Genomic DNA, 13,551 nt, shown 5'->3' with positions numbered 1-13,551 from the left:
GCGTCCTTAGCTCAGCTGGTTAGAGCATCACCTTGACATGGTGGGGGTCGGTGGTTCGAATCCACTAGGACGCACCAAATTTTAAAAGCCCGCTCATCGAGCGGGCTTTTTGCATTCTCTCCCCCCAGCCTTCTTGCGCTTTTTTTGCTGCGCCAACAAAAAGCCCGCATCACCAATTGCATGACACGGGCTGAATCGACACCGCCAGACCATCAGGCCTGCACGGCAATATCGTACTTCTTTATCTTGCGATAGAGGGTGGCAATCCCGATCCCCAATGCCTGCGCCGCCAGCTTCTTGTTGCCAAGCCGCTGCAGAGTCTCCTCGATCATCTGTTTCTCCATGCTCTCCAGCCCGCTCTCTCCCGGCGCGGGTTCCTGCAGTTTTTCCGGCATCACCGCCATTGGGCCTTGCGCTGCCACCGGTTCGCTTGGGATGGCGCTCAGGGGCACGATGGGGATGGTCTGGGTGACCACCGGATGGGGCTCCTGATTGCGGATGATGTTGGGCGGCAGCAGGCTGCTGTCGATCACCTCACCCGCCTGACTGACGTTGACCAGATATTCGATGAGGTTGCTCAGTTCGCGCACGTTGCCCGGCCAGCGATACCCCTTGAGCAGCGCCATCACCTCCGGCGTCAGGCCGGGGTAGACAGTGCCGATCCGGCTGGTGTGCTGGTTGAGGAAGTAGTGGGTCAGCAGCTCCACATCCCCTTCCCGCTCGCGCAGCGGCGGCAGGTTGAGAGGGATGACGTTGATGCGATAGAAGAGATCCTCGCGAAACTTCCCTTCGGCGATGTACTGGTCGAGATGCTGATGGGTGGCAGCGATGATGCGAATATCCACCGGCACCGGCCGACTGGCGCCGATGGGGGTCACTTCCCGCAGCTCCAGCACCCGCAGCAACTTGGCCTGCATGGTGAGCGGCATATCGCCGATCTCGTCGAGGAACAGGGTGCCCTGATGGGCTGCCTGAATAAGCCCCTGCTTGCCGCCGCTGGAGGCGCCGGTGAAGGAGCCCTTCACATAGCCAAACAGCTCGCTCTCCAGCAGCTGCTCAGGGATGGCGGCACAGTTGATGGCGATAAAGGGTTTGTCATGGCGCGGGCTCAGACGATGAACCGCGCGGGCCACCACCTCCTTGCCGGTGCCGCTCTCGCCACAAATGAGCACGCTCGACGGACTCTGGGCAATGCGCTGCAGCAGCCGCTTGAGGTTGCGCATCGGCTTGCTCTCGCCGATCAGCAGGTCGATGCGCACATCGGGGTCAGGCTCGCGCACCTGCCCGGAGTGGGACTGGTGAAAAGCCATCAGGAAGAGCTGCTGCCCCTGCACATGGTGCAGCTGACCGATGATCAGCTCCTGGCGATCGCCCAGGGTGAAAATGTGCTGGATATGGCCGCTGATCTCCTGCCTGGCAAAGGTGAGCGGGCGGATCCCCACCTCACGCCCCTGCAGTTGCTCCGGCTGACAGCCCAGATGATGCAGCGCCGCTTCGTTGGCAAAGCGCACCTGATTTTTCTCGTCGAGCAGCAGGCAGCCCTGATCCATGTGGGTCATCAGATCGAGGAACACCTTGTTGACCCCGTCCGACAGGCCGCGCGAGTCGAGCAGCTTGGCCACAAAGATGGTGGAGATGTGGCGCACATAGTCACACACATCCTGCAGATTGTTGTTGAGACGGGCCTGCTGCTCGGCGCTGAAGGCGACCAGGCTGATCACCCCGATGCACCCCTCGTCCACCATGATGGGTACCCCGAGGAAGGCGCGCTCGCGACAGCTCTCCTTGCAGCTGCACCCCTCACAGACCGGATCATCGCTGGTGTGAGTAACGATCTTTTCCCGCTGATTGTCGATGACATAGCGCAGCAGGCGGGAGTCCCCCTCCAGCTGGCGGCCAAAAAACTTGCCATAGGGGCCAGTGCCCGCCACCCGCACCATATCGGCATCGACGATCTCGACCTCAAGTTGCAGCACACTCGCCAGCATCTTGGCAAAACGCAAGATGGTGGGCTGGATCTGCATCAACAGACACTGGTTGCTCACGGATCTCATCCATCATTCCTTTTTGTTCTTGTTGTTCTCCCTCTAAAGGGAGCCATGCTGGCCAGATACTAAGGGATATCCGCCAGCACAACTTCGGGGGGGATCACGAAAAGGGAAAATGAATGACGGGGAAAATGAGCACAAAGATGAAGATAAAAACCAACAAAAACAAAAATATAGAAGATGTGAGCAAGATCAGGTCGGCAGGTGTAGCGCCAGCCAGACTGACAGCGGGATCACCACCACCGCGAGAGCATTGCCGCCGAGCACGATACTCGCCACCTTCTCCGGCTGGCAGTGGTACTGCTCGCAAAGCATGTAATTAAGCACCGCAGGTGGCAGAGAGACCGACAACATCAGGAGCGGGATCCACTCCCCCTTGAGAGGCAACAACCATATCGCGAGCAGCAACGACAAGCCGCCCGCCAGCAGATAGAGCAAGTTGCATTTGAGCGCCAGCCCCAAATGATCCAGCTCCCCTTCCATCAATCTTATGCCCAGGGCAAAAAGCATCAGCGGTACCGAGATCTGCCCGACCAGCGAGGCGGTGGTCACCACATATTCCGGCAGCGCGATATGCAGATTGGCCACCAGCAATCCGGCCAGCGCGGCCCACAGCACCGGGCTGCGCAGCCAGAGCCAGCGGGAGGTGTTGGCCGAGAGGATAAACATGCCGGCCGAGAAGTGCAGCAGGTTGGAGAGAACAAAGAGGATAACGATGGCCCCCAGCTGCTGCTCGCCAAAGGCCAGCACCATCAGGGGAATGCCGAGGTTGCCGGTATTGCGGAACATAGCGGGCAAAATGAGCGCCGCCCGTTCAATCCCCTTGAGTTTGAGCAGCGAGAGCAGCAGACCGGGCAGCAGGATCACCTACGCCCCGGCCGCGATGAGCGGCAGATGCTCCCCCAGCGCCAGCGGATACTTGACCAGGGCGGAGAAAACCAGCGCCGGGGTAAACAGCTCGATATTGGCCCGATTGACATAACCGAGCGCCGCCTCTGGCCGCAATCGGCCATAAAGAGCGCCAAGCCCGACCACCGCAAACACGGGGATGACAATATTGAGCAGGGCGCCGAGCACAGGGAGGTCCCGTTACAGTTCGCGGGCAGGCTTGCCCATCAACAGCTGCGGATCGAGGGTGACCTCTTTGCTGCCGTTACTGAACCAGAGCTGTCCTTCCGAGATGGTGCAGGTGAGCTGCATGGTGCGCTCCACCATCTCGGTAAGCGGCAGGGTCTGGCTCTCGGAGAGCTCGATGATGCTGAGGTTGTCATGCAGGCCAAGCTTGCCCTGATTCTGTTTCCACCAGACGCTGGTGCCGCGGCCGCCATAGAGATAGAGCACCACTTCACGGGCGCGGTTACAGGCCTTTTTCAGCCGCTTCTCATCGGGCTGGCCCAGCTCAATCCAGAGCTCGATCTCGTCCGAGTAGTTCTTGCGCCAGAGCTCGGGCTCGTCATCGGCGCTGAGCCCCTTGGTGAACTCCAGCCGCTCGGCGGCGTGCCAGGCAAAGGCCGCCAACCGGATCATCATCCGTTCGTCGGTTTCGGAGGGGTGGCGCGCCAGCGTGAGGGAAAAATCCTGATAGAGGTTGCGATCCATATCAGACAAGCTGATCTGGGCCTTGAATACGGTTGCCTTGAGAGCCATAGAAAACCTTGAATACCCTGTGACAAGTGGGGGTAGAAAATATGGCCGTCAGTGTAATCAAAATCAGTGGCAGGTTCGAACCTTTCTGCCCCCAGGCCTGGATTTAAGTGCCTTAAAAGACAGAAAAAACAAATGCCAGTCCGAAGACTGGCATTTGGCGGTATCAAGAAGCGACTCACTTCTCGGCGGACTGGACTCCGAACGCATTGAGCAGCGCACAGCAGGTGACTGCCACGGCTACGAATCCGCTCAGAAAGATAAAGGGCATGGCCCCGTATCCCAGCACAGTCCAGATGGTGTGTTCAAGAAGACTCATTGTGTGTCCTTCATCCAGTGAAAGGTGTGTTCCTTTTGGCGGATGTAGGCTCCGCTCTCGTGAGGCCATTTGACCTCAATGTGAGTATGAGTCCAATGCCACCAAAGTAATAAATGCAGGGTGCATTTGAGCTGGATCAACTTTTTCGGCCGAATATCCATCCAGATCAAGGGATTAGATGGCCATTATCGGGCCAGACCAGCCCTGTCTCTGCACGCCTTGTGACGTAAAACGACCGGCGGCGTGACTCAATGGCATAAAAAAACGCGCCCGGTGGCGCGTTTTTGAGTGTCCGGCTGACGATCAGTTGTCACACAGATCGTTGGGCATATCCTGACGCAAGCGGGTCCAGAGTTTGCCTGACTCGATACCGTACTGACGCACTGTCATAAAGACGGCTTCATGGTTTTTGGTCTCGGCCAGACCAAGCAGCGTCTTGTAGTAGGCATCTGCGGTCTCGCGGGCCTGCTTGTCGGAGAAGTAGTAGCTACCGACCCGGCTATACAACCCTTTAAAACCGTTCAGGATCAGCGCGTAGATCGGATTGCCGGAAGCAAATGCCAGCTGGTGATGCAACCGGTAGTCGAACTCGGCATAAGCCTGTGGATTGTTCTCGACCCCATCGGCGCCACGCAGGATCTCGGCGGCCTGTTCCGGATTGTGACGGATCGCCCCGCGAATAAAGATGGTGCAGATGTGGGTACGGGCAGAGAGCAACTGGGCTATCAGATCCGGCACCTTGTCCTGATCGAGACGAGCCAGCGTCTCCAGAATATTGAGACCCGAGGTTTCCCAGAAGTTGTTCACCTTGGTCGGTTTGCCATGCTGGATGGTCAGCCAGCCATCACGGGCCAGTCGCTGCAGCACTTCACGCAAGGTCGTCCGCGTCACCCCGATCAACTCGGACAACTCACGCTCGGCGGGCAGAATGGATCCGGGAGGAAAGCGATTGTTCCAGATGGACTCGATGATGTATTCCTCGGCAAACCCTGCTGGGCTCTGCGCTTTTATAACCATGAATTGACTCTGTTGTAATGCGTAAAAAGGCTGACGAATGATATCAAAGCGATGATGGCTGGCAAGCAGAAGGTCAGTCCTCTGCTCACATCGGGACAAATATTGTTGATAACTTGTATTCAATCACATCCCTTGTAGTGGGAAGCCGCTCAATGTGTGGTTATTAAACCACCATCAAGACCGCTTCCGGCCTGCTCTTATTTATAATCGGCCCGCTTTTTGATTAAAATCACGTGACATTAACTCGTGAAAGGTCAACATCCGGACGTACTGGTCGCTCCATCATTGACTGCATGGATGCAAGATCCCAACAACAACCCAGAGACCCAACATCATGCCAATAAGCCTCGGGCAGGCATTTGCCAAGAACTTCCTCGGCAATGCCCCACACTGGTATAAAAGCGCCATTCTGCTGTTTCTGGTGATCAATCCGATCGCCTTCTATCTCGACCCCTTCAGCGCGGGCTGGTTACTGGTGGTGGAATTTATCTTTACCCTCGCCATGGCCCTCAAGTGCTATCCCCTGCAACCAGGCGGTCTGCTGGCCATCGAGGCAGTGCTCATCGGCATGACCTCTGCCGAACAGGTCAAACACGAGCTGGTCGCCAACATCGAAGTGCTGCTGTTGCTGGTCTTTATGGTGGCCGGCATCTACTTCATGAAGCAGTTGTTGCTTTTCGTCTTTACCAAGCTGCTGATCGGGGTGCGCTCCAAGATCCTGCTCTCCCTCTCCTTCTGTCTGGTCTCCGCCTTCCTGTCGGCGTTTCTCGACGCCCTGACCGTGATTGCGGTGGTGATCAGCGTGGCGACCGGCTTCTACGCCATCTACCACAAGGTCTCCTCCGGCAAGGAGTTCGGCAATCCCCACGACCATACCCAGGATCAGGAGGTACCCGAGCTCAACCGTCAGGATCTCGACAACTTCCGCGCCTTCTTGCGCAGCCTGATGATGCATGCCGCCATCGGTACCGCCCTGGGTGGCGTCTGTACCCTGGTGGGCGAACCGCAGAACCTCATCATCGGCGAGCAGGCTGGCTGGCACTTTGGCGAGTTTGCGGTGCGCATGGCCCCCGTCACCCTCCCCGTCTTTATCTGCGGTCTGCTGACTTGCGTGGTGGTAGAGCGGTTCCGCTGGTTTGGTTACGGCACTCTGCTGCCAGACAACGTGCGCGCCATCATGGAGGAGTACAACCGCTACGAAGAGGCGAAGCGCAGTCCGCAGGACAAGGCCAAGCTGATTGTCCAGGCTCTGATCGCCGTCTGGCTCATTATCGGTCTCGCCCTTCATCTGGCGGCGGTAGGCCTCATCGGCCTCTCGGTCATCGTGTTGGCCACCTCGCTCACCGGCATCACCGAAGAGCATGCGCTGGGCAAGGCGTTTGAAGAGGCACTGCCCTTCACCGCGCTGCTGGCGGTCTTCTTCAGCGTGGTGGCGGTGATCATCGATCAGCAACTTTTCAAACCGGTGATCCAGTGGGTGCTCTCGGCCGAACCCGAGCAGCAGCTGGCCCTCTTCTATATGGCCAACGGTCTGCTCTCCATGGTCAGTGACAACGTCTTTGTCGGCACCGTCTATATCAACGAGGTGAAAACCGCCCTGCTCAACGGCGCCATCAGTCGCGAGCAGTTCGATCTGCTGGCCGTGGCCATCAACACCGGTACCAACCTGCCGTCAGTCGCCACCCCCAACGGTCAGGCAGCCTTCCTCTTCATGCTGACTTCGGCGCTGGCGCCGCTGCTGCGCCTCTCCTATGGCCGCATGGTGTGGATGGCGCTGCCCTACACCCTGGTGCTGGGACTGGTCGGCTTCTTTGCAGTCGAGCTGCTGCTCGGCCCCGCCACCCAGTGGTTCTATCAGCAGGGATGGCTGGTGCTGTCAGAGGGTGCCGCCGCCGTGGCGCCCGCACTCCACTGAACTCATTGTGCCTAATCGAGAAGGGTCCCTGCGGACCCTTTTCTTTTGCTGTCCGCTCTGCTCTAATTCAGCCACTATTTTTTTCTGAGAGATCAATCAGATGATCGAGTTTCTGCGCCGTTTGGCAGCCAATCGACTGGCGTGGGGGCTGCTCGCTGCCTCTGCCCTGTTCCTTGAGCTGTGTGCCCTCTTCTTCCAGCATGTGCTCGGGCTTCACCCCTGCGTCATGTGCGTCTACGAACGGCTCGCCACCCTGGGTGTGCTCACGGCCGGTCTTGTTGGTCTCATCGCTCCGCAGAAGTGGTATCTGCGCTGGAGCGCCATGCTGCTGTGGGGATACAGCGCCTTCCGTGGCTTCCAGCTGGCCCTCAAGCACGTCGACTATCAGATGAACCCCTCCCCGTTCAACGTCTGCAGCCCGTTTGCCGACTTCCCGAGCTGGGCCCCCCTCGATCAGTGGATCCCCTGGCTCTTCTTCCCGGATGGCGATTGCGCCGAGATCAGCTGGCGTTTCTTCGACTTCTCCATGCCCCAATGGCTGGTCGCCATCTTCGCAGCCTATCTGCTGGTTTTCGTGGTAGTAGCCATCGGCAATCTGGTGAAAGGACGCTGCTGCAGCTGACGTTTGCGTGGACGTAGAAATCGTTAACAACAAAAAGGGGGAGCCATAATGGCTCCCCCTTTCTCATGCTTTCTGACCGCTGGTTACGCCTTGGCGGCGCCCATCTTGGCCTTGATCGCCCCGATGACCATCGGCAGCAACGAGATGCCGATGATGCCGAAGATAAGCAGGGTAAAGTTCTGGCGCACCACCGGCAGATTGCCGAAGAAGTGGCCCGCATAGACGAACGACAGCACCCACAGCAGACCACCAACCAGATTGAAGGCGAGGAAGCGCGGATAGGTCATGGCGCCCATGCCGGCCACAAAGGGGGCGAAGGTACGCACGATGGGCAGGAAGCGGGTAATGATGATGGTCTTGCCACCATGTTTGGCATAGAAGGCGTGGGTCTTCTCCAGATAGTCGCGGCGGAAGATTTTTGAATCCGGGTTGCGGAACAGCTGCTCGCCAAAGAAGTGACCTATGGTGTAGTTGACCACGTTGCCCAGCACAGCCGCGATGATCAGCACGGCCGCCAGGGTATGGACATCCAGCACGCTGCCCACGGTGAGCGCACCGGCGGCAAACAGCAGGGAGTCACCCGGCAGGAAGGGGGTCACCACCAGTCCGGTCTCGCAGAAGATGATGAGAAACAGGATGGCGTAAACCCAGATGCCGTAGTTTTCAAACAGCTCTTTCAAATGCACGTCAACGTGCAGAATAAAGTCGATTGCAAAGAGGATCAGATCCATTTTTCCATACTCGTAAAGTGAACGGCGTGGAGTCTACGCCAATGCCAGTCGGCTCACAATCGCTGGGCCGGCCTCTTTTTAAGCCCGCAACCCCCTCAGCCAAATGAAACCGTTTTTCCTGCTGTACCGCCAGCACTGGCTTCTTCAGCAAGCGGGAGAATGGTGGCAGAGAGTGTGACTTACTGCTTTACCTCCAGCTCGTGGCGTACCTGCGGCGGAAGGCAACGCTCCCAACACCACAGCAGAATAAGCAGCAGAGTCGCATCGTCGAGCCAGCCAAAGAGCGGGATCATGTCCGGCACCAGATCTACCGGGCTGATACCGTAAAGCAGGATAAGGATCACCAGCCCCCTGGCCCACCAGGGGGTACCGGGATGGCGAAAGCCCTGATAGAGGCGGCGAACTCGCCGCCAGAGCAACCCGTGTCTGGTGCTCATGACACTATCAGCTCGCTGCGCAACCGCTGGATCTGATCCCGCAGTGCGGCCGCCTGCTCGAACTCCAGATCCCGCGCATGCTGGAACATCTGCTCCTCCATCCGTTTGATCTCTTTGGCAATCTCGCTGGCAGAGCGGGCATGGTACTCCCCTTGCGGCTCTGCGGCCTTGCGGCTCCCCTTGCCCGGTTTGCCGGTGGGACGACTGCCCCCCATGTCCATCACGTCCCCCACAGACTTGTTGAGCCCCTTGGGCACAATACCGTGCTTGAGGTTGTGGGCATGCTGCAGGGCACGGCGCCGCTCGGTCTCCTCGATCGCCACCTGCATGGAGTTGGTGATGGTATCGCCGTAGAGGATGACCTTGCCATTGAGGTTGCGCGCCGCCCGGCCTATGGTCTGGATCAGCGAACGGGTGGAGCGCAGGAAGCCCTCCTTGTCCGCATCGAGAATCGCCACCAGCGACACCTCCGGCATGTCGAGACCTTCCCGCAACAGGTTGATCCCCACCAGCACATCAAACTTGCCGAGGCGCAAATCACGGATGATCTCCACCCGCTCCACGGTATCGATGTCAGAGTGGAGATAGCGCACCTTGACCCCGTGCTCCGCCAGATATTCGGTCAGATCCTCAGCCATTCGCTTGGTCAGGGTAGTGACCAGCACCCTCTCCTCCACGGCAACCCGTTTGCGGATCTCGGAGAGCAGATCGTCCACCTGGGTGCTGACTGGCCGTACTTCCACCTCAGGATCGAGCAGGCCGGTGGGACGCACCACCTGCTGCACCACATCGCCGCCGGACTTCTCCAGCTCGTAGGGGCCGGGGGTCGCCGAGACAAACACCGTCTGCGGCATCAGCGCCTCGAATTCGTCGAACTTGAGCGGCCGGTTGTCGAGCGCCGAGGGGAGCCGGAAACCGTACTCTACCAGGGTCTCCTTGCGGGATCGGTCCCCTTTGAACATGGCGCCGATCTGCGGCACCGTGACGTGGGATTCATCGATGATGAGCAGGCCATCCCCCGGCAGATAGTCAAACAGGGTGGGCGGCGGCTCCCCCGGCGCGCGACCGGAGAGGTAGCGACTGTAGTTCTCGATGCCGGAGCAGTAGCCCAGCTCCTGCATCATCTCCATGTCGAACTGGGTACGCTGGCTGATGCGCTGCTCCTCCACCAGCTTGTTGAGTGACATCAGCTGTTCGCGACGCCCTCTGAGCTCCTCCTTGATGTGCTCGATGGCGCCGAGAATGGTCTCGCGCGGGGTGGCATAGTGGGTCTTGGGATAGATGGTGTAGCGCACCACCGTCTGCTCAATGGCGCCGGTCAGCGGGTCGAAGAGGGAGAGGCGCTCCACCTCTTCATCAAACAGCTCCACCCGCAGGGCCAGCTTGTCCGATTCGGCGGGGTAGATGTCGATCACCTCCCCCCGCACCCGGAAGGTGCCGCGCTGGAAGGCCATGTCGTTGCGGGTGTACTGCAGCTCGGCGAGCCGGCGCAGGATATCCCGCTGGTTGATCACATCCCCCACTTTGAGATGCAGCATCATGCTGAGGTAGGCCTGCGGATCCCCCAGACCATAGATAGCCGACACCGAGGCGACGATCACCACGTCGCGCCGCTCCAGCAACGCCTTGGTGGCCGACAATCGCATCTGCTCGATGTGATCGTTGATGGAGGCATCCTTCTCGATGAAGGTATCGGTGGTCGGCACATAGGCTTCTGGCTGGTAGTAGTCGTAGTAGGAGACGAAATACTCCACCGCATTGTCGGGAAAGAACTCCTTCATCTCGCCGTAGAGCTGGGCGGCCAGGGTCTTGTTCGGAGCCAAAATCATGGTCGGGCGATTGAGGGTGGCGATGACGTTGGCCATGGTGAAGGTCTTGCCTGAACCGGTCACCCCGAGCAGGGTCTGGTGGGCCAGCCCTGACTCAATGCCATCGAGCAGCCTGGCTATTGCAGCGGGCTGATCCCCGGCGGGTTGAAACTGGCTGGCTAGTTTGAACAGTTTGCTCATGAAGACTCCCGACACAAAACAGCAAGTAGCGCAGTGTAACCGAGTGCTCCCCGGCGGTACACTCGCTTGCGGTGGCGCGAACGGCTTGACCCTCTCCGGCGCCTTCTGTATGATGCCCCTCCTTGCCTGATGTTCCCCCGTAGTTCAGTCGGTAGAACGGCGGACTGTTAATCCGTATGTCACTGGTTCAAGTCCAGTCGGGGGAGCCAATTCCTCACCATATCGGTGCAAGTTATCCACTTTAGTGCCCTCCCCAGCTTTTTTTAATGCACAAGATCCCGTTTGCGGATCCGTTTCCCGTTTCCTCCCGCGCTCCACCTTGCAGAGTTTTCTTCTGCCATATCTAACTATTTGATTTTTATAGCAAGTTTTTTTCTGCGGTATTTTTTGAACAGCACTTGCAGCCCAGTCGTGACGCGGCTTTCCGGCCGATGAACAAGATTCATAAACAGGGTTATCCACAGATTCTGTGGGTAACTGCCGCAATCCCTGTCGGGACGCGGGATAGCTGGCAACCCCGGCTTTTCAGGAGCGGTTTTGCCGCGAAACCTGATTTTATGCTGTTTTTACGCATCTCTGGTCAGTGGCGCAAAAGGGGTCTTTTGAACCTTTCTCGAGATATCTTTTTGCCAAGCCAGTCAGGCTGGGCGAACGGGCAAATCATCCCCTGTTTCACCTCGTGCCCACCCTCTGATCCCGCTGGTTGAATCTTCTGAAACTGATCTCGATCAAGCGTTGTAGCAGCAGAATCTAAAGTTTTTACCTCTGCCATCCCCCCAGCCAGGCCACCAGCATTTTTCACTAATTGACACTGGGGGGCACAGCAATAAGCTCCCTCTTTTTCCCCCTTGTCCCCCTATCGCCTCGAAATAGTGCGAGATCCCTTTCGATTAATCGGCCCCTTGCGCTTCTTTATTGGGGATAGATCCGGCACAATATCGGCCCCACTTTTTTCCTCGGTTTTTCCGGGCATGACCATAGACTTTGTGACACTGCTACATCAAAGCGACTCCCTGCTGCTCTTCGTGGTGCTGGCTTTTGGCCTGCTGCTTGGCAAGGTACGGATTGGCAACTTTCAGATTGGCAACACCATAGGTGTGCTGTTTACCGCCCTGCTGTTTGGTCAGATGGGCTTCGAGTTCACCGCCACGACCGAGAACGTCGGCTTCATGCTCTTCATCTTCTGCGTGGGGATCGAAGCGGGGCCCCACTTCTTCAGCGTCTTCCTACGCGATGGCATCCACTACATCACCCTGACCCTGGTGATCCTGCTGACCGCCCTCTTCCTGACGGTAGGGCTGGCCAAGTTCTTCAATCTGGGGCCAGGGATGGCGGCCGGCATTCTGGCGGGGTCGCTCACCTCGACCCCTGCGCTGGTCGGTGCCCAGGATGCCCTGCGCAGTGGCCTGCTCAACCTGCCCCATCAGACCGATATGCAGGCGGTGCTCGACAATATGGGTATCGGCTACGCCCTGACCTATCTGGTGGGTCTGGTTGGCCTGATGCTGGTCGTGCGCTACCTGCCGTCGCTGGCACGGCTCGATCTCAATACAGAGGCGCAAAAAATTGCCCGTGAGCGGGGTCTCTCCGACAGCGACAGTCGCAAGACCTACCTGCCCATCATCCGCGCCTATCGGGTTGGCCCCGAACTGGCAGCCTGGATCGGTGGCCGCACCCTGCGTGAAACCGGCATCTATCCCCACACCGGCTGCTATGTGGAGCGGATCCGCCGCAACGGCATTCTCGCCAGTCCCGATGGCGATGCCGTCATTCAGGAAGGGGACGAGATCGCTCTGGTGGGCTATCCCGAGAGCCACGAGAAGCTGGACGTCAACTACCGCAACGGTAAAGAGGTGTTTGATCGCAACCTGCTCGACCTGCAGATCGTCACCGAAGAGATCGTGGTAAAGAACGACTCCGTGGTGGGTCGTCATCTGGTGGAACTCAACCTGACCGAGAAGGGGTGCTTCCTCAACCGGGTGGTGCGTTCCCAAATCGAGATGCCGTTCGATCGCAACATCATGCTGCAAAAAGGCGACGTGCTGCAGATCAGCGGCGAAAAACAGCGGGTCAAACTGCTGGCCAACAAGATCGGCTTTATCAGTATCCACAGCCAGACCACGGATCTGGTGGCCTTCACCACCTTCTTCGTGCTGGGGCTGCTGATCGGTTCCGTCTCGCTGGTGTTCGGCCAGATTGAATTTGGCCTCGGCAACGCAGTCGGTCTGCTGCTGGCAGGCATTCTGATGGGGTATCTGCGGGCCAACCACCCGACGGTCGGCTACGTGCCCCCGGGCGCCCTGCGACTGGCCAAAGATCTTGGTTTGGCGGTCTTTATGGTGAGCACCGGTCTCAAGGCGGGTGGTGGTATTCTGGATCACCTGAGCGAAGTGGGTGCCGTGGTACTCTTCTCCGGTATGCTGGTCACCACCCTGCCGGTACTGGTCGGCTACCTGTTCGGGGTCTGGGTATTGAAGATGAACCCGGCGCTGCTGCTTGGCGCCATCACAGGTGCCCGTACCTGCGCCCCCGCCATGGATGTGGTCAACGAGGCCGCCAACAGCTCCATTCCGGCGCTTGGCTACGCAGGTACCTATGCGGTGGCAAACGTGATGCTGACGCTGGCAGGCTCCTTTATCATCGGCTTCTGGTTCTAGCAGCTATCAAGTTACCGCTAACAAAGAAGGGAGCCTCAGGCTCCCTTCTTGCTATCTGCCTTTCTCCCAAGACGCGGAGCAGGCTCATTGGTGTGATCTCACCTGACACCAACCATCTGCGCTGTCTGCCCCCTACCCACAAAGGTTGATGC

Annotated in this window: 10 protein-coding genes, 2 tRNA genes and 1 pseudogene; 5 read left to right on the top strand and 8 right to left on the bottom strand. The window is 58.5% G+C overall.

Going from position 1 to position 13,551, the window contains the following annotated elements; all coding sequences use genetic code 11:
- Positions 1-77: transfer RNA gene (locus NOM67_RS02625), tRNA-Val, on the top strand.
- Positions 78-212: 135 nt separating this feature from the next.
- Here the strand turns inward: NOM67_RS02625 and NOM67_RS02620 are convergent.
- From NOM67_RS02620 to fadR, 5 genes and pseudogenes are all read right to left on the bottom strand, one after another.
- On the bottom strand, positions 213-2,054 hold the full coding sequence (locus NOM67_RS02620; RefSeq protein ID WP_255933616.1) for a sigma 54-interacting transcriptional regulator: 1,842 nt from the start codon (positions 2,052-2,054) through the stop codon (positions 213-215).
- A gap of 186 nt (positions 2,055-2,240) precedes the next feature.
- Positions 2,241-3,125, bottom strand: a pseudogene (locus tag NOM67_RS02615) (AEC family transporter).
- 12 nt (positions 3,126-3,137) lie between these two features.
- Positions 3,138-3,695 (bottom strand): YaeQ family protein, encoded by a 558-nt coding sequence (locus NOM67_RS02610; RefSeq protein ID WP_255933615.1) that lies wholly within the window; start codon positions 3,693-3,695, stop codon positions 3,138-3,140.
- Between the two features lie 175 nt (positions 3,696-3,870).
- Positions 3,871-4,011, bottom strand: coding sequence for a TIGR02808 family protein (locus NOM67_RS02605; RefSeq protein ID WP_071909966.1), 141 nt, complete (start codon positions 4,009-4,011; stop codon positions 3,871-3,873).
- A 303-nt stretch (positions 4,012-4,314) separates the two neighbouring features.
- Positions 4,315-5,028: a fatty acid metabolism transcriptional regulator FadR gene (fadR, locus tag NOM67_RS02600; RefSeq protein WP_033115828.1), complete on the bottom strand. Its 714-nt coding sequence runs from the start codon at positions 5,026-5,028 to the stop codon at positions 4,315-4,317.
- Between the two features lie 334 nt (positions 5,029-5,362).
- Here fadR and nhaB point away from each other — a divergent pair, with 334 nt between their 5' ends.
- Together nhaB and dsbB are read left to right on the top strand one after the other, a co-directional pair.
- The gene (gene nhaB, locus NOM67_RS02595; protein WP_041210759.1) at positions 5,363-6,943 is read left to right on the top strand and encodes a sodium/proton antiporter NhaB; all 1,581 of its coding nucleotides are present in this window, start codon (positions 5,363-5,365) and stop codon (positions 6,941-6,943) included.
- A gap of 100 nt (positions 6,944-7,043) precedes the next feature.
- On the top strand, positions 7,044-7,565 hold the full coding sequence (gene dsbB, locus NOM67_RS02590; protein ID WP_071909962.1) for a disulfide bond formation protein DsbB: 522 nt from the start codon (positions 7,044-7,046) through the stop codon (positions 7,563-7,565).
- An 83-nt stretch (positions 7,566-7,648) separates the two neighbouring features.
- Here dsbB and NOM67_RS02585 read toward each other — a convergent pair whose 3' ends face one another.
- The 3 genes from NOM67_RS02585 to uvrB form a co-directional block, all read right to left on the bottom strand.
- Positions 7,649-8,296, bottom strand: coding sequence for a DedA family protein (locus tag NOM67_RS02585; protein ID WP_033115822.1), 648 nt, complete (start codon positions 8,294-8,296; stop codon positions 7,649-7,651).
- A 179-nt stretch (positions 8,297-8,475) separates the two neighbouring features.
- The gene (locus NOM67_RS02580) at positions 8,476-8,733 is read right to left on the bottom strand and encodes a YkvA family protein (protein WP_219277175.1); all 258 of its coding nucleotides are present in this window, start codon (positions 8,731-8,733) and stop codon (positions 8,476-8,478) included.
- Entirely contained in the window at positions 8,730-10,742 is a 2,013-nt protein-coding gene (gene uvrB, locus NOM67_RS02575; protein WP_255933613.1) for an excinuclease ABC subunit UvrB, read from the bottom strand. Before uvrB ends, NOM67_RS02580 begins: the two co-directional genes overlap by 4 nt.
- A 133-nt stretch (positions 10,743-10,875) precedes the next feature.
- Between uvrB and NOM67_RS02570 the strand changes: the two genes are divergently transcribed.
- Positions 10,876-10,951, top strand: a tRNA-Asn gene (locus tag NOM67_RS02570).
- Between the two features lie 762 nt (positions 10,952-11,713).
- A complete protein-coding gene (locus NOM67_RS02565) occupies positions 11,714-13,399 on the top strand; it encodes an aspartate:alanine antiporter (protein ID WP_033115819.1) in 1,686 nt (561 codons plus the stop codon).
- Positions 13,400-13,551: the final 152 nt, after the last annotated feature.

It is taken from the genome of Aeromonas sp. SG16 (assembly GCF_024436135.1).
In the GTDB taxonomy this organism is placed as follows: Bacteria; Pseudomonadota; Gammaproteobacteria; order Enterobacterales; family Aeromonadaceae; genus Aeromonas; species Aeromonas jandaei.
This window is presented reverse-complemented; position numbering and strand designations above follow the sequence as displayed.